Annotated in this window: 21 protein-coding genes; 18 read left to right on the forward strand and 3 right to left on the reverse strand. The window is 44.9% G+C overall.

What is annotated here, in order from left to right; translation table 11 throughout:
* Nucleotides 1–2: 2 nt before the first annotated feature.
* Nucleotides 3–245, forward strand: a complete 243-nt coding sequence (locus HNQ56_RS11285) for a P-loop NTPase family protein (protein WP_429145863.1) — start codon at nucleotides 3–5, stop codon at nucleotides 243–245.
* Between the two features lie 148 nt (nucleotides 246–393).
* Nucleotides 394–1,344, forward strand: coding sequence for a helix-turn-helix domain-containing protein (locus HNQ56_RS11290; RefSeq protein ID WP_429145866.1), 951 nt, complete (start codon nucleotides 394–396; stop codon nucleotides 1,342–1,344).
* A gap of 415 nt (nucleotides 1,345–1,759) precedes the next feature.
* On the opposite strand, the gene HNQ56_RS11295 is transcribed toward HNQ56_RS11290, so the two are convergent.
* On the reverse strand, nucleotides 1,760–3,133 hold the full coding sequence (locus HNQ56_RS11295) for an MATE family efflux transporter (RefSeq protein ID WP_429145869.1): 1,374 nt from the start codon (nucleotides 3,131–3,133) through the stop codon (nucleotides 1,760–1,762).
* Nucleotides 3,120–3,587 carry a MarR family winged helix-turn-helix transcriptional regulator gene (locus tag HNQ56_RS11300; protein WP_429145872.1) on the reverse strand — a complete coding sequence of 156 codons (468 nt, stop codon included), beginning with the start codon at nucleotides 3,585–3,587 and terminating at the stop codon, nucleotides 3,120–3,122. Before HNQ56_RS11300 ends, HNQ56_RS11295 begins: the two co-directional genes overlap by 14 nt.
* 603 nt (nucleotides 3,588–4,190) lie before the next feature.
* On the opposite strand from HNQ56_RS11300, the gene HNQ56_RS11305 reads away from it, so the two are divergent.
* The 6 genes from HNQ56_RS11305 (at nucleotide 4,191) to HNQ56_RS11330 (ending at nucleotide 9,424) form a co-directional block, all read left to right on the forward strand.
* A complete protein-coding gene (locus HNQ56_RS11305) occupies nucleotides 4,191–4,445 on the forward strand; it encodes a zinc finger domain-containing protein (protein WP_429145875.1) in 255 nt (84 codons plus the stop codon).
* A gap of 11 nt (nucleotides 4,446–4,456) precedes the next feature.
* The gene (locus HNQ56_RS11310) at nucleotides 4,457–5,416 is read left to right on the forward strand and encodes a phosphotransferase enzyme family protein (RefSeq protein WP_429145878.1); all 960 of its coding nucleotides are present in this window, start codon (nucleotides 4,457–4,459) and stop codon (nucleotides 5,414–5,416) included.
* Between the two features lie 132 nt (nucleotides 5,417–5,548).
* Nucleotides 5,549–6,169 (forward strand): GntR family transcriptional regulator, encoded by a 621-nt coding sequence (locus tag HNQ56_RS11315; protein WP_429145881.1) that lies wholly within the window; start codon nucleotides 5,549–5,551, stop codon nucleotides 6,167–6,169.
* Nucleotides 6,170–6,458: 289 nt separating this feature from the next.
* The gene (locus HNQ56_RS11320; RefSeq protein ID WP_429145884.1) at nucleotides 6,459–7,658 is read left to right on the forward strand and encodes a quaternary amine ABC transporter ATP-binding protein; all 1,200 of its coding nucleotides are present in this window, start codon (nucleotides 6,459–6,461) and stop codon (nucleotides 7,656–7,658) included.
* Complete coding sequence (locus tag HNQ56_RS11325) at nucleotides 7,648–8,541, forward strand: ABC transporter permease (protein ID WP_429145886.1); 894 nt, start codon at nucleotides 7,648–7,650, stop codon at nucleotides 8,539–8,541. The genes HNQ56_RS11320 and HNQ56_RS11325 overlap by 11 nt, the downstream gene beginning before the upstream one ends.
* Before the next feature lie 16 nt (nucleotides 8,542–8,557).
* Nucleotides 8,558–9,424 carry a glycine betaine ABC transporter substrate-binding protein gene (locus HNQ56_RS11330; RefSeq protein ID WP_429145889.1) on the forward strand — a complete coding sequence of 289 codons (867 nt, stop codon included), beginning with the start codon at nucleotides 8,558–8,560 and terminating at the stop codon, nucleotides 9,422–9,424.
* Between the two features lie 18 nt (nucleotides 9,425–9,442).
* On the opposite strand, the gene HNQ56_RS11335 is transcribed toward HNQ56_RS11330, so the two are convergent.
* Complete coding sequence (locus HNQ56_RS11335; protein WP_429146427.1) at nucleotides 9,443–10,438, reverse strand: SPL family radical SAM protein; 996 nt, start codon at nucleotides 10,436–10,438, stop codon at nucleotides 9,443–9,445.
* 298 nt (nucleotides 10,439–10,736) lie between these two features.
* Between HNQ56_RS11335 and HNQ56_RS11340 the strand changes: the two genes are divergently transcribed.
* The 10 genes from HNQ56_RS11340 to HNQ56_RS11385 all read left to right on the forward strand — a co-directional run bounded on the left by HNQ56_RS11340 (nucleotide 10,737) and on the right by HNQ56_RS11385 (nucleotide 20,963).
* Nucleotides 10,737–11,540: a hypothetical protein gene (locus HNQ56_RS11340; protein ID WP_429145891.1), complete on the forward strand. Its 804-nt coding sequence runs from the start codon at nucleotides 10,737–10,739 to the stop codon at nucleotides 11,538–11,540.
* A gap of 45 nt (nucleotides 11,541–11,585) precedes the next feature.
* Complete coding sequence (locus HNQ56_RS11345; RefSeq protein WP_429145894.1) at nucleotides 11,586–12,707, forward strand: LuxE/PaaK family acyltransferase; 1,122 nt, start codon at nucleotides 11,586–11,588, stop codon at nucleotides 12,705–12,707.
* Nucleotides 12,704–13,978: an acyl-CoA reductase gene (locus HNQ56_RS11350; protein ID WP_429145896.1), complete on the forward strand. Its 1,275-nt coding sequence runs from the start codon at nucleotides 12,704–12,706 to the stop codon at nucleotides 13,976–13,978. The genes HNQ56_RS11345 and HNQ56_RS11350 overlap by 4 nt, the downstream gene beginning before the upstream one ends.
* A gap of 485 nt (nucleotides 13,979–14,463) precedes the next feature.
* The gene (locus HNQ56_RS11355; protein ID WP_429145899.1) at nucleotides 14,464–15,174 is read left to right on the forward strand and encodes a response regulator transcription factor; all 711 of its coding nucleotides are present in this window, start codon (nucleotides 14,464–14,466) and stop codon (nucleotides 15,172–15,174) included.
* Nucleotides 15,167–16,555 carry a sensor histidine kinase gene (locus tag HNQ56_RS11360; protein ID WP_429145902.1) on the forward strand — a complete coding sequence of 463 codons (1,389 nt, stop codon included), beginning with the start codon at nucleotides 15,167–15,169 and terminating at the stop codon, nucleotides 16,553–16,555. Before HNQ56_RS11355 ends, HNQ56_RS11360 begins: the two co-directional genes overlap by 8 nt.
* Nucleotides 16,556–16,814: 259 nt before the next feature.
* On the forward strand, nucleotides 16,815–17,870 hold the full coding sequence (locus tag HNQ56_RS11365; protein ID WP_429145905.1) for a GtrA family protein: 1,056 nt from the start codon (nucleotides 16,815–16,817) through the stop codon (nucleotides 17,868–17,870).
* A gap of 4 nt (nucleotides 17,871–17,874) precedes the next feature.
* On the forward strand, nucleotides 17,875–18,789 hold the full coding sequence (locus HNQ56_RS11370) for a phosphodiester glycosidase family protein (protein ID WP_429145908.1): 915 nt from the start codon (nucleotides 17,875–17,877) through the stop codon (nucleotides 18,787–18,789).
* A complete protein-coding gene (locus HNQ56_RS11375; protein WP_429145911.1) occupies nucleotides 18,770–19,195 on the forward strand; it encodes a hypothetical protein in 426 nt (141 codons plus the stop codon). The genes HNQ56_RS11370 and HNQ56_RS11375 overlap by 20 nt, the downstream gene beginning before the upstream one ends.
* A 120-nt stretch (nucleotides 19,196–19,315) precedes the next feature.
* Complete coding sequence (locus HNQ56_RS11380; protein ID WP_429145914.1) at nucleotides 19,316–20,542, forward strand: S1C family serine protease; 1,227 nt, start codon at nucleotides 19,316–19,318, stop codon at nucleotides 20,540–20,542.
* A gap of 178 nt (nucleotides 20,543–20,720) precedes the next feature.
* Nucleotides 20,721–20,963, forward strand: coding sequence for an acyl-CoA reductase (locus tag HNQ56_RS11385; protein ID WP_429146430.1), 243 nt, complete (start codon nucleotides 20,721–20,723; stop codon nucleotides 20,961–20,963).
* Nucleotides 20,964–21,287 lie beyond the last annotated feature (324 nt).

The raw sequence follows: 21,287 nt of genomic DNA on the forward strand, positions 1-21,287 counted from the left end.
GTTTGGACACAGCCGCGGCACCCCTGTATCAAACAGCCGTTGCTGTGGGTTCGGTCTTTCAAAATCCATGTCTAAAGCACTGCTATATGGTGATGCAGGATGTGAATCACCAGCTTTTCGCCGAAAGCGTGCTGGATGAGGTACTACTCAGTATGGAGCGGGAGGATACGGCAGAAGCAGAGCGTATTTTGGACAGTCTCCATCTTCTGGAGCTGAAGGATCTGCATCCCATGATCCCGAGCTGATCCTGTCCTGCTGCACCGATATTCTGCATTTGGAGCGGGGGAGGGTTGCGGCGCAGTATCCCCTGGACGGCGCGGGTGTATCCCGGATGTTATCCTTCTTTCTGGGTACATCCGGTGAGAGTGAGAGAGAAAGACAGGTGGTGTGAGAATGTTTCAGTATACCGTTCCATTTGGACAGAAGGGTTCCCTCATTTGCCAGGATGAGCATTGCAGTGTCTATCAGGTGAAGGATGAAACCGGGGAAGGGCAGGTAACCTGTTACCCGGTTTTTCCTGGTATTGTACTGTACTATAGTGACTTTCATATGGAGGCATGTGATTCGGGATTTCAGGCATCGGGAGATGTACTTTCCATTAACCACTGCCGGGAGGGACGCATGGAATGGGAGTTTCAGAGAAATCAGTTCATCTATCTGGAAACCGGTGATTTACAAATCAGCAGCCGGCACAGCCAGAGGGGGCGGTTCTGCTTTCCCTTGCGCCATTATCATGGCTTGACGGTCAGTATCAGCCAGGATCACGCGATGCTTCCCGTGACGGGGTTTCTGAAGGAGTACAGCATTGATTTACCCCGGCTTTTGGAGCGCTTTGCAAGCCGGGACAAGCCTTTTGTTATACGGGCTGACGCCCATACCGGGCATATTTTCACCGAGCTTTATGATGTGCCAGAAAAGATACGCTCCGGCTATCATAAAATTAAAGTGATGGAGCTGCTCCTGTTCCTGAGCACTCTGGATTTGTCAGAGCAAAGCGGTGAGCGCCCTTATTTTCATCGGGCCCAGGTGGAGAAGATCCGGGAAATGCGAAATTTTCTGGAGGAAGCTCCAAATCACCACTATACGCTGGAGGAGCTTACAGAGATCTTTGATATTGGCCTGACCACGATGAAACAATGCTTCAAGGCCGTATACGGTGTATCGATTTACAGCTATATGCGCACATACCGCATGAACGCCGCCGCTGTGCTGCTGCGCCGTGGCAATCAAAGCATCGGGCAGATTGCTGTGGCTATGGGATATGAAAATCCAAGCAAATTTTCCTCCGCCTTTAAGGAGGTCATCGGCCTGACTCCAAGTGAATACCGAAAATCCAGTATCTGAAACATTCAGGGAGAGGAGCAGTATCTGGACTGCTTTTGTGAAACATGGATACCTGCCGAAGAAGCTAAAATTGTTTTTTCGGTAGGTTTTTGTTATAATAAAGAGCAGTGTATTTTCCAACTAAGCTTGCCGAAGGAGGCATCAATATACTTCACGAAATGGAAATAGTATGGATAAGAGACCAGTGTCCCAGGAAACACAATGCAGTTTTGTTTTCACTTTAATGAGTCGGATACCCATATCATAGAAAATGCTTATGAAGTGTTAAGCGAGAATGCTGATATAAAAAATCCACTAGGCCCCTGCTTTTTCAGCCCTTGTATGTTTGGTCTCATTGATAGGTTTGGCGTAAATTGGTGTTTATTTAACTGACGATCCGAGTGAAAACCTGTCAAAAAGCAGAAATGCTATTGACTTAAAATAGGCTTTCCGTTTTCTGATTACTGCTTTCGCTGGCGGCGACAAATTGCTTTCTTCCCATACGAATTAGGATGATGACCGCAAGTATGGATACGATGGCAGAAGTAACAGGTGTGTTCAGCCACACCCCATCTAACTGCAGCGGCCACATAACGGCAAGCAGAATAACCGGGAAAATAAATGCATTGGCTACGGACAGCGCAGCCGCCGGAAACGGTTTATCCAATGCGATCAAAAAGCTCTGAATTGCAAACCCAAACCATCGTGTCAGATAGGTAAGACTGTATAATTGCAAACCGCGGATTGACATCGTAAGCAAGTCTTTTTCATTTCCCTTTAAGAACAAGGAGACAATCGGATCGGGAAAGAGCAGCATAATCAGTGCTCCGCCTATGGATATGACAGCACTTGCGATCAGACAGCATTTTGCTATCGCTTTTACTCGTTTCCTGTTTCCTGCACCCCAGTTATATCCTATAGCGGGCTGCAAGGAATCGCAGGTTCCATACAAAAGCTGCTGAAACATATCACCTGCGTACATCAGAATGCCGTATACGCTGACAGCACCATGGCCGCCAAGACGAAGCAGAACAATATTCATCAGGATGGAAGTCAGCCTTGCGGCCACATTGTTCAAAAAGATAGGACTGCCGCTGGAAACGATCTGCCGCACCAACCTAAAGCTAAAACGTGGTTTACAAAAGCGCAGCGGGAGTTTCTTTCTCCAGAATGGATATAGCGCAACAAGGGCACAGATGAACATTCCGAAAGAAACAGCAAAAGCCGAGCCGCCAATTCCCATATGGAACACAGACAGGCAGAAGAATTCCATCACCAGTATCAAGACAGACATTAAAATATTAAGGGCCATACTTCCTTTAATTTTACCGCAGATACGCAAGAAATTATCCATAGCAAAAACAATAGTAGTGAAAGGGGAGCAAATCGCATACACCCGTATATAGGTAACAGCCAGCCGGGCCAATTCTCCGTCTGTCCCCATAAGCTGGATTAACATCGGTGCTGTAAAGTAAAGGACAGCGCCCATACCAATTCCTGTCATCATTATTAGCAGGCAGGCACAGGTGAAATAATTATTTGCTTCTTTTTCCTGCTTTTTGCCAAGGGATATGGAAATAGGGACTGCTGATCCCACGCCGATTAAATCGGCTAAAGAGAAATTGATGAGTACGAATGGGAAGCCTAAGTTAAGGGCGGCAAAGGCTGTTTCGCCTAAAATCTGTCCGACAAAGATACCGTCAAATAATCCCCATAAGGAAGAAGCAATCATACTGATTGCCCCCGGAACCGCTACCATAAAAAACATTTTCAGCGGTGAAGTTTTTGTGTATAAACTAAAGCTGTTCAATTTTAATGTTCTCCTTGTCCAAAATGCTAAGGTTCTTTTTCAATAAGTCTGTGTACTTACGAAATAATCCAAGAAACTCCTCTTGTTCTTGTGGTGTAAGGCTCCCCATCGTTTCCATTTCAATGGTAAGCACTCTGTCCGCTGTTTGTGCGGCAAGCTGTTCTCCTTTTTCGGTCAGACGGACTTGTTTTTTTCTTTTGTCACTGACAGTGCAAAGTTCCACAAACCCTTCGGCTTCCAATTTCTTTAGTGCAGAATTGATTGTTTGCGGGGGAAGGTAATTTGCATTGATAATATCCTTTTGGGTTATTCCCCCTTCTGTTTCCCGCAAAGCATATAAAATCCAAAAAGCACTGTCAGAGAGTCCCAAGGCTTTTGTGACGTTTCGATATAGCTGTTCGTTTTCTTTGATGATTCCGTTATAGTTCGAAAGCAGTTTGCTTATCTCATTCATCTCATATCCTCCCAAATAAAAAATCCGAAATCGGATAAGTGGGATTATACTCCGAAATCGGATTATCGTCAATGAGTTTTAAAAAAATATATAAAAAGGTTCTGCCTATGCTGTTGAAAAAGCTATCATTCCTTTTGATGAAAAACCTGGAAAATTTCAAGATTTTATGGTATAGTAGTTCCTGATTACCAAGGAAAGTGAGATAGATAGTGAGTAATACTTTACAAATGGTTGGCGGTCTCCTGATTATCGGTTCGGTTTTTTGTAAGCAAGTGGAAATAACAGGTCTTACCCGCAAGCAGCTAAATTTATATTGGAGGTTAAATAAAATGAGCCTTACAGAAAATCAAGTAATCTCAAATCAATTACAAAACACGGTAGTGGGTAAGACCATCGTGACCGGGCGCTAATGTTCGGTATCCCCACCCGCTATTACGCCCCAGGCGAAAAACTGCCGAAACGTCATCAACTGCACCTCACATTTGACGATGGATCATCGATGGCGTTGTGCGGTTCCCTTGGCGGGACGATATACCTTTTTCGGGTCAATGAAAATGGGCTGGCGATTGACTATCTGCCGTGCGAGTCAATCCGAAGAGTGTCATGGCAGCACTTGGACAGGATGAATATAAAAGTCTGTATGCGGCGATAAAGAAGGTATTTCCCGCAGTGATAAATGCCGGAGGGCGGGACACGGAAAAAGATATTTTCGGTAATTTCGGCGGTTATGCCACGAAAGCCAGTAAAAATACACTTGGCAAGCCCTGTGAACGCTGCGGTGAGTTAATTGTAAAAGAAGCCTATTTGGGCGGCGTGGTCTATTACTGTCCGAAATGCCAGCCTTTTATTAAAAATTGACGGAGGACAAGATGGTATCAGATCATTTACTTTCATTCGCAGCAAATAATTATGGATTTGATAAAGGAACATTACACTTTATCAGTGAATCCACCAATCAAATATACTCATTTCAAAAAAATGATAAATGGTATATATTACGGTTTTCGGAGCGTCCGGCGGAGCAAATATGCCAAACAAAAGCGGAAATGGACTGGTTATATTACTTAGCAAATAATAATATAAGCGTTTCTTTGCCGCTGCCAGCCGATAATAACCAGCTTGTCATGTCAACGGAAATGGATGGAAAACCATATATCATTTCCGCTTTTGAAGCATTGCCCGGTAAGTTTTGGAATAAAAATGACCCTGATTTATGGAATGAAAAGATATTTTTTAATTGGGGCAAAGTGATGGGAGATATTCATAGGCTTACGAAAGAATATTTACCTGCTGATGAGAGCAGTGTAAGAAGCGTATTTACGGGACATAACGCACTTTTCTTAGATGAAATAAAGGGCTGTCCCACGGTACATAAAATTGCCGAGGATTTAATAAGCGAAATAATGGCGCTGCCCAAGGACATAGATTCGTATGGATTAATTCATTATGATATTCACCCGTGGAATTTCATAATAGAGGGTGAAAAAATCAATGTGTTTGACTTTGACGATAGTCTATATGGCTGGTTTGCCTTAGATATAGGAATCGCTCTTTATCATGGCTTATGGTGGGGACGCAAGAACGACGAAGGATATGATTTCACCAATGAAATAATAACCAATTTTATGAAAGGTTATTTATCTGCCAATCATTTAGACGATTTCTGGATATCGAAGATACCACTGTTTATGAAGTTTCGGCAGATATGCAAGATTAGTTGGTTTTACAGTCCCGACAATGAGGATGATCATCAAAAGGAATGGATACACAATGTAGAAAATGATATTTTATTTACTGGCTGCGAGTTAAATTCTTTGTTTAAACCTTGATTAGGTATCCTTATTTATCTGTTCCCATGATACCGCTTGTAAAATACTGTCGACTGCTTTATACTGTTTATGAAAGAGGTTTTGGCTTCGATAGCAGATTACAAGTCATCAGACAATATTTTGAGGTGCGGCATGAAAATTGATATACCCAAATACCAACAGATTGCGGCGGATATTGCAGCCAAGATCGCCTGCGGCGATTATCCGGAGGGCGAAAAGATTTACGTCCGCTCGGCTCTGGCGAGCCAGTACGGAGTATCCTCTGAAACCGCCCGGCGTGCGGTCAGCGTTTTAGCCGATATGAAAATCGTGGAGATTACAAAGGGCAGCGGCGTTCTAATCAAATCCAGAAAGCAGGCCGTAGATTTTATTAACAAATTTGATTCCGTCAGACAGATGAGTGATCTGAAAAAGTATATCATGGACGGCTTGAACCAACAGATTGCCCAAAGTACAAATTTAAAAGAGATGGTTTCGGAGCTGATGTATAAAACCGAACGATTCCGCGTGGTGAATCCTTTCTCCCCCTTTGAAGTGGAGATTACCGGGCAGGCGTCCTCTGCCGGTCGGAGCATTTCCGAAACCCAGTTCTGGCACAATACCTCGGCGACTATTATCGCAATCCGCCGGGGGGAAGAAATCATCATATCGCCGGGGCCGTATGCAGTTATGACAGAAGGTGATATACTGTACTACGTGGGAGATGAAAACTGCCATGAGAGGGTGAAAAACTTTTTGTACCCAGATAAATAATAGTAGTAAAGGTATCAGTTGAGAAGATTTCCGGATCACGGGAATCTTCTTTTTTTTCGTATAGGTAGATGCTGCCTAAAGACAACTGCGGGGCAGCGAAGGTGTCTGCAAGCGGACTCTTTATTTCGTATGGGGAAGCTCACCCGACTGCATCCCATAGATTGGATTGTAACAATAAATGTAAAAAAAATCAGCCTCCAGTTTGACAAACGAGGTTATTTGTGGTAACCTACAAAGCAACAACATGAAAATAAATGAAAGTTGTTACTTTGTAAATAAGGAGGGAATTATGCCGAAAGTAGAGGTAAAACAGGTATACAAAATATTCGGCCCATCGCCCAGACAAGTGATACCCTTGTTGGAAAAGGGTGCAAATAAGGCTGGGATTTTAAAAAAGCACAAGCACAGTGTTGGTGTAAACAACATCTCATTCTCGGTGGAGGAAGGGGAGATCTTCGTAGTAATGGGGCTCTCGGGCAGCGGCAAGTCAACGCTCATACGTTGCTTGAACCGCCTGATCGAGCCCACCAGCGGAAGTATTCTAATTGACGGCAAGGATATTACTAAAATGTCTGTTCCGGATCTGAGAGAAGCCCGGCGGAAGAAACTAGCAATGGTTTTTCAGAACTTTGCGCTCTTGCCGCATAAAACCATACTGGAAAATGTGGCGTTCGGTCTGGAAATACAAAAGATGGATCAGGAAAAACGCAGGGAGAAGGCAAGAGAAATGCTGGAGATCGTCGGATTAAAGGGCTATGCCAATGCAAAGCCCAATGAACTGTCAGGGGGCATGCAGCAGCGGGTGGGGCTTGCGAGAGCCCTTGCCACAGAAGCGGATATCCTCTTGATGGACGAAGCCTTCAGTGCTCTTGACCCGCTGATTCGCAAGGATATGCAGAATGAGCTGCTGGCCCTGCAGCAGAAAATGAAAAAAACCATCCTATTTATCACTCACGATTTAGATGAAGCCCTGAAGATCGGAGACAGAATTGCCATCATGAAAGACGGCGAAATCGTGCAGATGGGAACCGCGGAAGAGATTCTGCAAAATCCGGCGGATGATTACGTCCGGGAATTTACCCAGGATGTAAACCGTACAAAGATTATAACCGCTTCCGCTATTATGCGGGATGCAGAATCCATCGTACTTGAAAAGTCGGGGCGGAGGATTGCCGCACGTAAGATGAAGGACTTGGGTATTTCCAGCATCTTTGTTACCGACAAAAGCGGTGTTCTGCGCGGGATCATTACAATTGACAAGGTATCCGCCCTGATTCAGGAGGGGGAAGAGAAGCTGGAAACGATTATTGATGAGAATATTCAATCGGTGGATCCGGAAACATCCATTGATGAAATCATACCTTTGTTTTTACATTCCAGTTATCCTGTCGCTGTAGTTGATTCGGATAAAAAGCTAAGAGGGATTATATTTAAATCCACGGTGTTGGCCGGAATAGCCGGAGAGGGGAGGAATGGTCATGACGCTTAGCACGAAGATACCCATCGGTAATGTCGTTGAAAAAGGAATTGACTGGATGACCCAGAACTTCAGCGGCTTTTTTACAGCCATTAAGGAAGCCCTTTCCGGTATCATTGATGGGGCGGGCTGGTTCCTTTCTATCATACCGGCTGTTATCTTTATTATTGCCATCGTCCTTCTTTCCTGGTGGATTGCGGGAAAAGGAATTGCTGTCTTCGCGGGAATCGGTCTTTTTCTCATTCATAATCTGGGTCTTTGGGATAAAACCATGCAGACACTGGCATTGGTTACCGCCTCGACCTTGATCGCCTTAATCATCGGTCTGCCTCTGGGCATCTTAATGTCAAAAAGTGATACGGCAAACAAGATGATACGGCCGATACTGGATTTTATGCAGACTATGCCTGCATTTGTGTACTTAATCCCCGCGGTATATTTTTTCGATCTGGGAACTGTGCCGGGTTCGGTGGCCACCATTATCTTTGCCATGCCGCCCATTGTGCGGCTGACCAATCTCGGTATCCGTCAAGTACCCACGGATGTGGTGGAGGCGACCAAATCCTTTGGTGCGACCTCGTCGCAATTACTTTTCAAGGTGCAGGTTCCCCTTGCCATTCCCACCATTATGGCAGGACTCAATCAAACCATCATGCTTTCCCTTTCGATGGTTGTTATCTCCGCCATGATCGGCGCAGACGGACTTGGAAAAACCGTCTATGAAGGTATTACACAGATGAATGTCGGAAAAGGCTTTGAGGGAGGGCTTGCAGTAGTGATTATGGCCATGCTGCTTGACCGTATTACCCAAGGCCTGGGTTCCGCATCTAAAAAGTCTGGAAGGGCATTTGTGAAGGAATTAATAAGCAAGCGCTCTGCAAATAAATCCACATAAAAAGAAGGAGGAAATTATGTTTAAAAAATTAACAGGAATGGTCTTAGTTGTATTAATGGTGACAGTGAGCCTGGCAGGATGCGGGAATGACCCGGGCAAAGAGTCAAAGGGAACCGTCAAGCTGGCTTATGTGAATTGGGCGGAAGGAATTGCAATGACGAATCTGGCCGCTGCGGTTCTGGAAGACAAGATGGGTTATAAGGCGGAGCTCACTATGGCGGACGCAGCTCCGGTATTCGCTTCGGTCGCCAGCGGAAGCACCGATGCATTTCTGGATGTCTGGCTTCCCATTACCCATCAGGATTATCTGAAAAAATACGGAGATAAGATGGAAGATCTGGGTATTTGCTATGAAAATGCACTTCTGGGGCTGATTGTGCCCGCATATGTTGAAATCAACAGCATTGAAGAGCTGAATGCGAATAAGGATCAATTCGGCGGCGAAATCGTGGGAATCGACGCGGGCGCCGGTTTGATGGGAGCCGCGGAAAAGGCGCTGGAGGAATATGGGCTGGATTATAAGCTTCTTACCGGAAGCGGCCCGGTCATGACGGCGGCACTAGGAAAGGCCATTGATGCCGGTGACCCCATTGTCGTAACCGGTTGGGCACCCCATTGGAAATTTGCAAAATGGAATTTGAAGGTGCTGGAGGATCCCAAGGGCGTATTCGGGGAGGTTGAAAATATTTATAAATACTCCAGAAAAGGTCTGGAGGATGATATGCCGGAGGTAACGGCATTTTTGAAGAGCTTCAAAATGACAGAGGCCGAATTAGGCGACCTGATGGGTGCAATTGAGGAGGCCGGCGGCGAACCGCTGGATGCTGCCCGCAATTGGATGAACAGCCATGAGGAGCTGATTAATGGATGGATAGCCCCGTAGGAAAGGTTCCGGAAGGTCTTAGGAAATATACAATATCGGCATAGTTCCTAATTGACGTGACAGGCTTTCCCGTAAAAAGGCTTCCGCCTCTGCCCGGACATCGTTTCGGTAGCAATATTTGCCGCGCCCGCGCCCGGTCATGGTTTCCCGGTCGAAAAGCTGCACGGCGCCCGGAAAGGCCTCCGTGTTAATTGCGTTTTGTACGAAGCTGTAGGTCATCAATATAATCTCCAGGAAGCCATTTTGTTTGACCTTAACGCTCAGCTCCTCTGCCAGCTGGGCGATCAGCTCCCCGTACATGCGCTTCCAGTCCGGAAGCAGAATCACAGGAGCAATCAGCAGCCCCACAGGATAACCCGCCTCCGCCATGGCGTTAAGCGCGCGGATTCTTGCGGGCAGCGGGGAGGTTCCCAGCTCTGCGCGGCGTATGATTTCCTGGGGATTCACGCTCATTCTGAAGATTGTCTTCCCCTTATGGTCGAGGCGAAGCAAGGGCTCCACCATATCAAATTTTGTCGGAAATGTCAGGCTCCCCCGGCCTTCCTGGGAAAAGCGCTCAATGGTATAGAGTAAATTATCCGTTATTGTGTTTTCCAGCAGTAAATCACTGTTGCTGCCAATCTCAAAGGTCTGGGGCACCGGGGCCTGGGCATCCTTTTTCAGGAGCCTGTCCAGCATTTGCTCCCGGTTGACAAACAGACGCAGATAGGCACATTTGTTATAATTACAGACCAGATAGCAATACAGGCACATCGCTTTGCAGCCGGAGGAGGTATATGGCACCAGCCAGTCAGAAACCTTATAATTCGGTACATACCGGTGTGTCTTTCTGATTCCGACAATCAAATGATTCTTTAGCTTTGGAAAATCCCGGTTGTGCGCCGCTGTCATTTCCGGTATACGGTTATGATTTTCTATCGGTATCCAGGGCAGGTCTGCGTATTTGCTCTGCAGCAGCAGTCCCAGCTTATAATTGAGCACACCCGGTTCATAATAAACCGCATCAAAGCGCATATTCATGTGAACACCTCCTATGATATAGTTTACCAAAAATTACGGAAACTATTTCGGCGGAAGAATTCAGTTCGCAAAACTTTTTCGATGTTTCTCCTCCAGGTCTTATTTCGTGGACCTCTTGTGTAATATATAATACGATATTTTTGTCATTTCTTTATACTGAAAAAATGATATAATGAAAGTGCAGTGAGCAGTGCGAGAAGGGCACTCGCACATCAGGCTTGCTTGAATCATGCGAAATCTCTACAAGGTGATTTTCCCTTTTAAAATACAATATTTATTATGAGGTGCTGCAATGAAGAAATATTTCGGTCTCTTTTTTCTTTTGATCATTACATTATCAGCGTGTGCTGCAGAGAACTCACAAGAAAAGGAAAAGGTAAAGAGTGAAATCCAATCTCTTTTTGAGGAAGCGGATAATCGCAGCTTTGATCTCTCCTTTCCCATAGAAGTGGAAGGCGAAGAGTGCTATAAAGTGGTGGTCAGCGGGAAATTAAAATCCAACCGGACATATGATATGGATACCTTTGCCATCCATCCCGATGGGGAGAAGCAATATTTTCTTAACAAAGAAACCGGAGCCTATGAAAGATTTTATACAACCCCGACCTTTGCATGCAAGACTTCGCCGGATGGAGAACTGCGAATGGAGAGTGTGGGAATGTATCTGGATGGGCCCGGCGGGCTCCACAGTCTCAGGGAGATGAGAATAATCGATGCTTCGACTGGCGGCGTACTATGGAGCGGAAGCAGTTTTTTAATGAATGATTTCCAATGGTCTGAGGACAGCCGTTTCGTTGCAGCGGGATATGCCGGAAGACAATGGGTACAAACGGACATGATTGATACGAAGGATTATTCGGTAGTACCCATTCCGGACATGGATGATATTCTGAAAGCAGTTCCGGGTACTTCAAAACCAAGTGATAATGTTCCTCTCCCCACATTCAAAGCGGTCGGCTGGCTGAGCCCGTCTGTGATCTGTATTCAGTTCCAATGGGCCACGGATATCGATACCGAAGTTTCCGGCCAGTATGAGTATGATGTAATAAATAAGAAAATGGAGATAAAAGAGATAAAGGAAGAAAGCTTTGGATGAAAATATAAATTTAAAGAATTTGACAGAAGGGGAGTAAAGATAGTAGTGGACTTACGTAGAAAGCTGGTGCTGAAGAAAAATCCATATGATTTGCAGAAAACCGGCGGATTGTTTTTAGAAGCAGTCAGGAAAGATGTTATATTCCATATGGAGCATTGCCCGGAATATGCCCGGATATTGGAAGCAGAGGAGTTTTCCATTGATCAGATCCTTTCAGAGGATATGCTCTATCAGATACCGGTTATTCCAACGCTTTATTATAAGCGTAATTACCTTTGTTCCATGCCGGAGAAGAAATTGGCGGTTAGGGCCACATCTTCCGGTACGAAAGGACGGCAAAGCAGGATTGAATTTGATAAAAAGACAATTTGCTATGGTATATTAATGATGATAAGATATTTTTCCTATCATAAATTAATATCACTTCTTCCCACCAACTATATTGTCCTTGGATACGAACCAAGCAGGCATACGCAGATGGGCGCCATAAAAACAGCTTATGGCGCTACTAAATTTGCCCCTGGACTTCACAGAGAATATGCGCTGAAGGATACCGGAACAGAATATGAATTAAATATTGAAGGAATTAAAAGAGCACTGGCAAGATATGCAAAAAGCGGGTTGCCCGTAAGATTTGTGGGCTTTCCCTCGTATCTATTTTTCCTGATTAAGACTCTTAAGGAGAATCATATTTCATTAAAATTGAATCGCCGTTCCAAAGTACTTCTGGGCGGTGGCTGGAAACAGTTTGCCGACACTGAGATTGATCGGGATCTCTTTTTCCAGTTGATTTACGACACGCTGGGGATTGAAAAACACAATTGTTTTGAATTTTATAGTGCAGTCGAGCATCCGCTGCCCTATGTCAAATGCAGAAACGGATATTTTCATGTCCCCATTTACAGCAGGGCCATTGTCCGGGATGTAAAAACGCTGGAGCCGGTTCCCATGGGAAGCATGGGATTGTTGAGCTTTGTATCTCCGTTGGTATCCAGTACCCCGCTTACCAGTGTGGTAACAGATGACCTGGCTGTGCTGTATGATGGAAAGGATTGCGGCTGCGGAATTGATACCCCTTATTTTGAATTAAAAGGCAGGGCAGGTGTAAGTCAGATAAAAACCTGTACAACCGATGCGTTAGAGCTGGCCCAGGGAGGTGCGCGGTGAATTTAATTTCAGGAAAACGGATGAATGAGGCGGAGAGCCGCATAGAGCTTGAGCGGCTTGAAGCCTTAATACTGGAGACACGAGAAAAGACATCTTTACCTCTTGCAGCGGTAATGAATGCCTGTGATGTTCTCTCCCGGAAGCTCAATGAGCCGGAGCATCTGCATTTATTGCTGGACCTTGGGATGACCGAGGATAAAGCCCGCAAAGAGCTTCAGATGGTGAAGCGGATCATGTCCAGGGGATATATAGAAAACAGAATGAAAATAGAATTCGGCATGCCTCCTGGAAGCTTTTCGCCCTATGGTGAAACGATATCTGTGCGGCAGGAATGGAAGCCTCTTGGCGTGCTGCTTCATATTGCGGCAGGAAATGTTGACGCACTGCCTGTTTTCAGCGTGATTGAAGGGTTGCTGACGGGGAATATCAACATTTTGAAGCTGCCTGGAGATGATGATGGACTATCCATCCCCATATTGCAGGAACTTATCATGATTGAGCCGCTGATTGCACCGTATGTTTTTGTATTTGACTACCCCTCCCAGGATATCGAAGCAATGAAGAAGCTGATGAATGCGGCAGATGCCATCGTCGTCTGGGGCGGTGACGCTGCGGTTTCTGCCGTAAGAAGCGCGGCGAGTCCGAACACGCGTATCATTGAATGGGGACATAAGATCAGTTTTGCCTATATCGCAGGGGATGTTTCAGATTCTGATCTGGAGGGAATCGCCTGGAATATTTGCGATACCAACCAATTGTTTTGTAATTCCTGCCAGGGACTCTTAATTGATACGGAGGATTTTGAAGAGGTTGTGCAGTTTGCCCGGCGGTTCGCGGGAATTCTGGAGCGGGCGGCGGTTGTGCTGCCAGAAGATGATCCATATTTAACAGCGCAAAAAACCCTTGAATTGTATACAGAAAGGCTGGAATCGGTGAAAGGTCAGAAACGGGTTTTTTCTTCCGGCAATAGCAGTGTAATAGCATATAACGATATGTCGCTCACGCCCTCCTATCTGTTCCGGAACTGTTGGGTAAGGCCGCTTCCGCGGGAAAGGCTTCTTAGTGAGCTAAGCAAGTACAAGAATCATCTTCAAACAATTGCGCTGGTATGTGAGGAGCGTGATAAAGATGAGATTGAAACCATACTGGCAAAGACCGGTGTCGTTCGTATTACCAGCGGAGCGCGCATGTCTGAAGGCTATTGCGGAATACCTCATGACGGTGAATTCTCTCTGAGAAGATATATGAAGATCATGTCTTATGAGTATTAATAGTATCACAGCGAGGCTTCAAGCAATCGGCAGCTACGAGCAAAGCCGAAAACCGAGCCGGTGAAAGCGGTTTTGCCTGCGGCGGCGAATCAATAAGGGAGAAGCGGATACTTCACAATTAGGTATCCGTTTTTTTGGCTGAAGATTATGCTTATACTGCGAATAGGTTGATTACTTTAAGTAACTCGCTAATATCGACTTCTTTGTTAAGGTAAAAGCAAATACAGAATCCGCCTGCTATTTTTATTTCTGCTTCTTTTAAGCTCTTGCATAGTTCGCCGCCGAGAGGCTTTTTATATAGATAATCCAAATGAAAAGGAGATTTTATCATGGCAGACAAGAACGAAACTTTGCGGATTAACGGATACCTACTTGGATTTTGAAAACTGCGTATGATTTGCGTATAGAAAACCGCAGTTTTCAGGTGAAATGCTTGTTTTCCTGTGTTAAAATGGCTATATAAGATGTGGCTGGGAGATGAGAACATGGAAACAAGAAAAAGTATATACATTGCAGACGATGAAGAGAATATTCGGGAGGCGATCAAGACCTTCCTTATGAGTGACGGGTACGAGGTTACTGCTTTTGAAAACGGCGATCTTTTGTTGGGTCATTTCAAGAAAGAACCCGCGGATCTGGTTATTCTTGATATTATGATGCCGGGCTCCAACGGTTTTACGGTTTGCACAGAGATACGCAAGCTGAGCACGGTTCCGATTATAATGCTGACAGCCCGGGATTCCGACCTTGATTACGCAACCGGGCTCAGCCTTGGCAGCGACGATTATTTCACAAAGCCATTTTCGGCCATGTCCCTTGTAATGCGTGTTAAGGCTATATTCCGGCGTATTGAGTTTGAAAAACAAAACAGCGGGCAAACAGATGATCTGCGCCAGCTTAGCTTCGGAGATATTGTAATTGATATCAAAGGGAAGACCGTGAAAGCCGCCGGGCAGGAGCTAATACTTACACCGAATGAATACGGTTTGTTAAAATATCTGATCGAGCGCAATGATCAGGCAGTCTCGCGGGATGAGCTGTTGGAGAGCATCTGGGGCTACAATACGGAGATTGAGACAAGGGCGACGGACGATACGGTGCGCAGGCTCCGCAAGAAGCTGGAGAAAAGCACGGTTCTCATTGAGGCCGTATGGGGGTTCGGTTTTAGGCTGAAGGTGCGTGATACGAATGATTAAAAGACTGCTTCATCGGAAATGGCATATAAAACCTAGAATTTTCGCCATGCTTCTTCTGCTTATGACCATCGTGTTTTCCAGTATCCATATCGCGTTTAATCTCTTTACAAACCAATATATCCGTTCCAATGTGGAGATACAGCTGGATGACCTGACGAATAATTTTGGAATGAAGGGCGGCAATCATCAGAACAATCCCCAAGACGAACTGCGGCTGCCTGATCTTTCGGGTCAGCGGCCAAACAAGATCGGTGCGCATGGCGAAGTGATTGTTTTGAACTCCAATTATGAGGTAAAAGAATACAATGTATTTAGTATAAACGAAGACACGGACGAGCTGGTACAAATCGCAAATCATCTGAAAAATAAAAATATTGATTTGGCCGATGCGAAATATGTGCGGGTTGATACGGCGGAAGGCGTATACTACGTGTCGTCAGTCAAAGATGCAAATCGGCCGGACCGCTATTTTGTTTTCTATGTTAGCGTTGCGGGCATCAATAACTTAGTGGACGCAATCAATTTTGCAATGGCAGTGATTATGGCTATCGCTATGCTGATTTGCTTTGTCATTGCTAACCGGATTGCAGGCTCTGTGACACAGCCGCTGAAAAAGCTTTCAAAGTTTGCCGAAGAGATCGGAAAAGGAAATTTTACGAGAAACAGATTTGAGTTCAGCGATATTGAGTTTGATGAGCTTGGTGAGGCGATGAACCAGTCAGCGGAAAAGCTGGATCTATATGACAAAGATCAGCGGGCTTTCTTTCAAAATGTATCCCATGAACTGCGTACTCCTCTCCAGTCCATCCGCTGCTATGCCGAAGGAGCGGAATGCGGTCTGATGGACGCCAAAAAATCGGGCGCTACCATCATAACCGAGACAGACCGCCTGAGCGAGCTAGTTGAGGATTTACTGTATATCTCGCGCGTTGACAGTATTACAAGCCATGTGGAAAAGCATGAGAATGATTTGCGTGACACCCTGGCCCTATGCGCTGAGGCGCAAAAGCCGCTGGCGGATAAAAACGGTATCCGGTTCGAGTATCTCTTTGACGATCAACCCGTTATGTTTTCTTATAATGAAAAGCATATGTACCGGGCTTTATCAAATCTCATTTCCAATGCGCTGCGGTATGCACAGACGAAGGTGACGCTTATCTGCCGTCAATCCGGCAAACAGATTGAGGTATCTGTAATTGACGACGGTAAAGGGATATCGTCCGAGGATCTTCCCCATATATTTGAACGGTTTTACAAGGGGAGAGACGGTAAACATGGAATTGGGCTGGCTATTGTAAAGTCTGTTATTGAAATTCATGGGGGTAAAATCTCAGTCAGCTGCGAACATGGAACTTGTTTTACAATGATTTTTAATAGATAAAAGGGAAGGGGCTGGCTTGGTGCCAGCCTTTCCTTCTGTCCGCGCAAGCGGGATTTTTTTACGTGAATTTTGCGTGTAAATCGCTTTTTCTTTTCGGAGAAGTCAGTTTGTATCTTTGTTATGATGTACTCACAGATGGCATCAAAGGAGAGGAACAAAGCGGAAATCGAAGTGTTTAACCAATTTGAAAATAAGGATATGCCCAGTCAGAGCGTATTTGTAAAAGTATTTCCCATTGAATTATAAGGAGTGGAGCATAATGTTAAAAAAACAGATGAGAATTGTTCTCATCCCCGCGTATCAGCCTGAGAACTCATTACTCGATTTAGTCCGGGAAGTAAACACTTCAGGTTTCCTATCCATTGTTGTGGACGACGGAAGCGGTTCCCAATATATAGAGTTATTTGAAAAGATATCAGAGCTGACAGTTGTATTAAGGCATCCGCAAAATTGCGGTAAGGGCCGCGCGATCAAGACCGGTCTGCAATATATTTTTGAGACTATTGCTGACGAATACACCGTAGTAACTATGGATGCGGATGGACAGCACAGGGTGGAAGATGCCGCTCGGATTTGCCAGGTGTCTGAACGGCATCCCGGTGCGTTGGTTTTGGGAAGCCGTAAACTAAAAGATCACGTGCCGCTGAGAAGCCGCTTCGGCAATACGGTTACCCGTTATGTATTCCGCCTTTCAACAGGACAAAAGGTATACGATACACAGACCGGCCTACGCGCTTTTTCAGCTTCGCTCATACCGGCAATGCTTGAAATAGCGGGAGAGCGATACGAGTATGAGATGAATGTACTGCTTGAGTTTACCTGTAAAAAAATACCGATTGAAGAAATTGAAATTGCAACGATATACATGGACAACAACGCCGGCTCACATTTTGATATCCTGAAGGACTCCTTCCGTATCTATAAAGAAATTTTCAAATTCTCAGCCTCCTCTTTCCTGAGTTTTATCGTGGATTACAGTATTTACAGTCTGATGAGTGTATTGACGGGAGGGCTTGGCGCAAGCGTCAGTCTTACGATGTCGAATATCATAGCACGTATTTTGAGCGCAAGCATGAATTATTCTTTAAACCGCAAGTGGGTGTTTAAGAGCAAAACCAATGCTGCAAAATCCGCTTTGCAATATTTTGCGCTGGCCATTGTCATACTGGCCGCCAATACATTTGCGTTAAGTATACTCGTTGAGCAGATTTGGATGAATCGTTATAGGGCAAAGCTGCTCATCGAACTATGTTTCTTTGCCCTAAGTTGGTTCGTGCAGCATTTCGTCATCTTTAGAAAAAAGGAAAGGAAGTGATGCTTTGAATATTTTCTTCAAAAGATACGTATGGGCGGTTCTGTTTGCCATTGTACTTACTTCGTTTACATTGTATGCGGCGTTGGATACTTTCGTCATAACGCGAGTGTATTCGGTAGTGACAGCGCAGGACGGCTTTCCGCAAAATACTTCGGTTTCAGAACCGGAAACAAAGGATGGTAAAGCAGCAATTACAAAGAACACATACCGTGACTCCAACATCATCATAACCATTACAGAGCATCGGGAGTACGACACGGCCATATATGTGGCGGATGTTCAGGTGTCATCGCCGGAATACTTGAAAACGGCGTTTGCGCAGAGCGCATATGGCAGAAACATCACTGAAAAAACATCTGTCATAGCCGAAGAAAACAAAGCGATATTAGCTATAAATGGAGACTATTACGGCGTTCAGACAAAAGGTTATGTTCTGCGGAACGGCATACTTTATAGGGAAAGCGCCGACAGCGGACAAGAGGATTTGGTTGTCTGGGGTGACGGCTCTTTTGAGATTATCACAGAGAATGACATTCTGGCGTCAAAACTGTTAGAAAAAGGTGCGGTTCAGCTTTTATCTTTTGGCCCGGCTTTGGTTAAAAACGGGGGTATTGCAGTATCGGAAAACGATGAGGTCGATAAAGCGAAAGCAAGTAATCCTCGCACTGCCATGGGAATCATTGACGGCTTGCATTATGTTTTTATTGTTTCGGATGGGCGCACCAGGGACAGCAGTGGTTTATCTTTGTATCAACTGGCAGAATTTATGCAGGGACTTGGTGCAGACATTGCTTATAATCTGGATGGAGGCGGTTCTTCCACAATGGTATTTAATGGAGAAGTCATCAACAATCCAACAACAAACGGAAACCGAATCAGCGAAAGGAGTGTGAGTGACATTGTCTACATCGGATATTGAGGGACGGTATAAACAAATAAGTAAAATCAGTTTTGTATATTTAATTATTGCACTTTTCTGTGCGTTGTTTGGAGCGATCTATGAGCATTTTAGTCATGAGGTGTATTCAGACTATATGGTTTATGCGTTTGCATTTCCCTTGGCCGGAGGAACACTGCCGTATATGATATTATCAATGTTTGGTTGCAAATGTCTGCCAGGCAGATTGTCCTTAAATCTTTATAATTCCGGAATCGCAGCGCTCACGGTGGGCAGTATTATGCAGGGTGTGCTTGATATTTACGGGACGTCCAATGATTTACTGAAGGTGTATTGGTTTGCTGGGGTGGGCTTCACATTAACGGGTCTGTCGGTTTATGCATTGAGAGATTCGAAAATAATGCATGGGATGGAAAAACTGCCATAAGATACCGCTTTTCGTATATTTTACGTATAAACCGCTTTTGATTTTCGGAGATATCCATAAAATAAAGTGCTATTCTAATGATTAGAAAGCAAAAACAATAAAATGGAAAGGATGATAATCATGTTTGAAGACAATATCAACACCTATGCGGACAACTTTTCCGTTCAGAATTACATAATCTCCAATATCCCCAAGACGGCGAGTGAAATACCGTCCCACCGTAGTTCGAAGAAGTCGGGAACCAAGTTTCCAGCCCTCGCTCTGGCAGCTTGTGTTGCAACATCCGGGCTGTTCGGTTTTGCGGGCGGGTATGTTTCGAATCAGCTTCAAGGAGTATCGTCCATAACGGTTGCCGACACGGACACCGCTTTTCAAACCGAAGTGTTATACCAGTCCGTTATGCGTACGGCTGCTTCCGGTAACAGTTCAGGAAATACAGCGATGACAGTTCCGGAAGTCGCGGCCGCGGTAAAGCAGACGGTTGTAGAGATTACCACGGAAACTATGACTACCAATGGCAGGATGGGACAGCTTATCAGCGAAGGGGCCGGAAGCGGTGTCATCATCAGCTCTGACGGATATATTGTTACCAATCATCATGTAGTTGAAGGCGCGAGAAGCATCGCTGTACGGTTATCCAATGGGAGGGAATATACGGCGTCTCTGGTCGGCACAGACGCAAAATCTGATCTTGCGGTGCTTAAAATTAACGCAACCGGCCTGACGCCTGCTGTATTGGGAGACTCCTCCTCGCTTATAGTTGGTGAAACGATGATTGCGGTGGGCAATCCTCTTGGTGAGCTAGGCGGTACAGTAACCTGCGGCATCCTGTCTGCGCTTGACCGTGAAATCACGATTGACGGCGAAGCGATGCGGCTCTTGCAAACCGACACGGCTATCAACCCCGGTAATTCGGGCGGCGGACTGTTCAGCCTTTACGGGGAACTGATTGGCGTTGTAAACGCCAAATCCTCCGGCACTGATGTGGAAGGGCTCGGCTTCGCAATCCCGATTAACAGCGCGAAAACTGTGATTGAAAGCATTATTAAGTATGGATATGTGCAGGGACGTATTGACACCGGCTTTACACTCATCGACCTCACAAACGCACAGACAGCCATGATGTACCGTGTAAACAAAACCGGCTTATATATTTACGCATCTACCAGAAGCGAACTCAAAACCGGCGATAGAATTATCTCAATTGATGGAACCGAAATAATCAGCATGGCCGGCTATAACGCCGTTATGAAGTCGTATAATGTAGGCGATACAATTAAAATCACCGTTTCACGTAACAATCAAAATCTGACGGTTTCAATCACTTTAGGCGAGCTCAAGGGTTAGAGCCTGCAAGATGCTGAAAGACAGCGTTTATTTCTATTTCCAAATGCCTTCGTCACCATGAAAATAGTGCGGGGGCATTTCTGGTGTCCCGTGTACCCCGTATAGGCGTAATCCTGTGAAAACGTTTTACCGCTAAAATATCTATTGCTTAACCATATTTCCTTTTGTTATCATTTAAATACGGCCTCTTCCGCGGAAAAAGCTTCTTAGTGAACTGAGTAAGTATAAGAATCATCTTCAAACAGTTGCATTGGCCTGTGAGGAGCATGATAAGAAAGAATTGGAAACTGTCCTGGCCAAAACCGGTGTTGTACGCATTACCAGCGGAGCGCGCATGTCGGAAGGCTATTGCGGAACGCCCCATGACGGTGAATTTTCTCTTAGAAGATATAGGAAGGTTATGTCATACGAGTATGAATAGGATTACCGCAATGCTTTAGGCGGAATATGATCAGGGACAATGAGACTTATAGATAGGAAAATAAATTAACATATAAGTGATCAGGCATCATTTATGGTAAAAAGTGATTATAACTGTTTTATAAATAGTTTTTTCTCACGATCAATTATAGAATTATATTGTCTATAAGCATGTTTATACCATTAATATTATTTCGATTATACCGCAAAGGAATTTGCGTGGTGTAATAATAAATGGAGAGAAAGGGTGAAGAATATGAAAAATACAATTATAGTTACCAGAATCAAATCAAGGAGGGTGACTATATTATAACCCTTCTATTAT

Origin of the sequence: Anaerotaenia torta (assembly GCF_050433395.1) — a bacterium.
In the GTDB taxonomy this organism is placed as follows: Bacteria; Bacillota; Clostridia; order Lachnospirales; family Lachnospiraceae; genus Mobilitalea; species Mobilitalea torta.

Bases quoted from the DNA above. Each gene is read 5' to 3' on its own strand.
- HNQ56_RS11315 (WP_429145881.1), top strand. From the start codon at position 5,549: ATGAAAATTGATATACCCAAATACCAACAGATTGCGGCGGATATTGCA.
- HNQ56_RS11300 (WP_429145872.1), bottom strand. From the start codon at position 3,587: ATGAATGAGATAAGCAAACTGCTTTCGAACTATAACGGAATCATCAAA.
- HNQ56_RS11355 (WP_429145899.1), top strand. From the start codon at position 14,464: ATGGAAACAAGAAAAAGTATATACATTGCAGACGATGAAGAGAATATT.
- HNQ56_RS11340 (WP_429145891.1), top strand. From the start codon at position 10,737: ATGAAGAAATATTTCGGTCTCTTTTTTCTTTTGATCATTACATTATCA.
- HNQ56_RS11310 (WP_429145878.1), top strand. From the start codon at position 4,457: ATGGTATCAGATCATTTACTTTCATTCGCAGCAAATAATTATGGATTT.
- HNQ56_RS11325 (WP_429145886.1), top strand. From the start codon at position 7,648: ATGACGCTTAGCACGAAGATACCCATCGGTAATGTCGTTGAAAAAGGA.
- HNQ56_RS11380 (WP_429145914.1), top strand. From the start codon at position 19,316: ATGTTTGAAGACAATATCAACACCTATGCGGACAACTTTTCCGTTCAG.
- HNQ56_RS11305 (WP_429145875.1), top strand. From the start codon at position 4,191: ATGGCAGCACTTGGACAGGATGAATATAAAAGTCTGTATGCGGCGATA.
- HNQ56_RS11365 (WP_429145905.1), top strand. From the start codon at position 16,815: ATGTTAAAAAAACAGATGAGAATTGTTCTCATCCCCGCGTATCAGCCT.
- HNQ56_RS11330 (WP_429145889.1), top strand. From the start codon at position 8,558: ATGTTTAAAAAATTAACAGGAATGGTCTTAGTTGTATTAATGGTGACA.
- HNQ56_RS11335 (WP_429146427.1), bottom strand. From the start codon at position 10,438: ATGCGCTTTGATGCGGTTTATTATGAACCGGGTGTGCTCAATTATAAG.
- HNQ56_RS11320 (WP_429145884.1), top strand. From the start codon at position 6,459: ATGCCGAAAGTAGAGGTAAAACAGGTATACAAAATATTCGGCCCATCG.
- HNQ56_RS11290 (WP_429145866.1), top strand. From the start codon at position 394: ATGTTTCAGTATACCGTTCCATTTGGACAGAAGGGTTCCCTCATTTGC.
- HNQ56_RS11360 (WP_429145902.1), top strand. From the start codon at position 15,167: ATGATTAAAAGACTGCTTCATCGGAAATGGCATATAAAACCTAGAATT.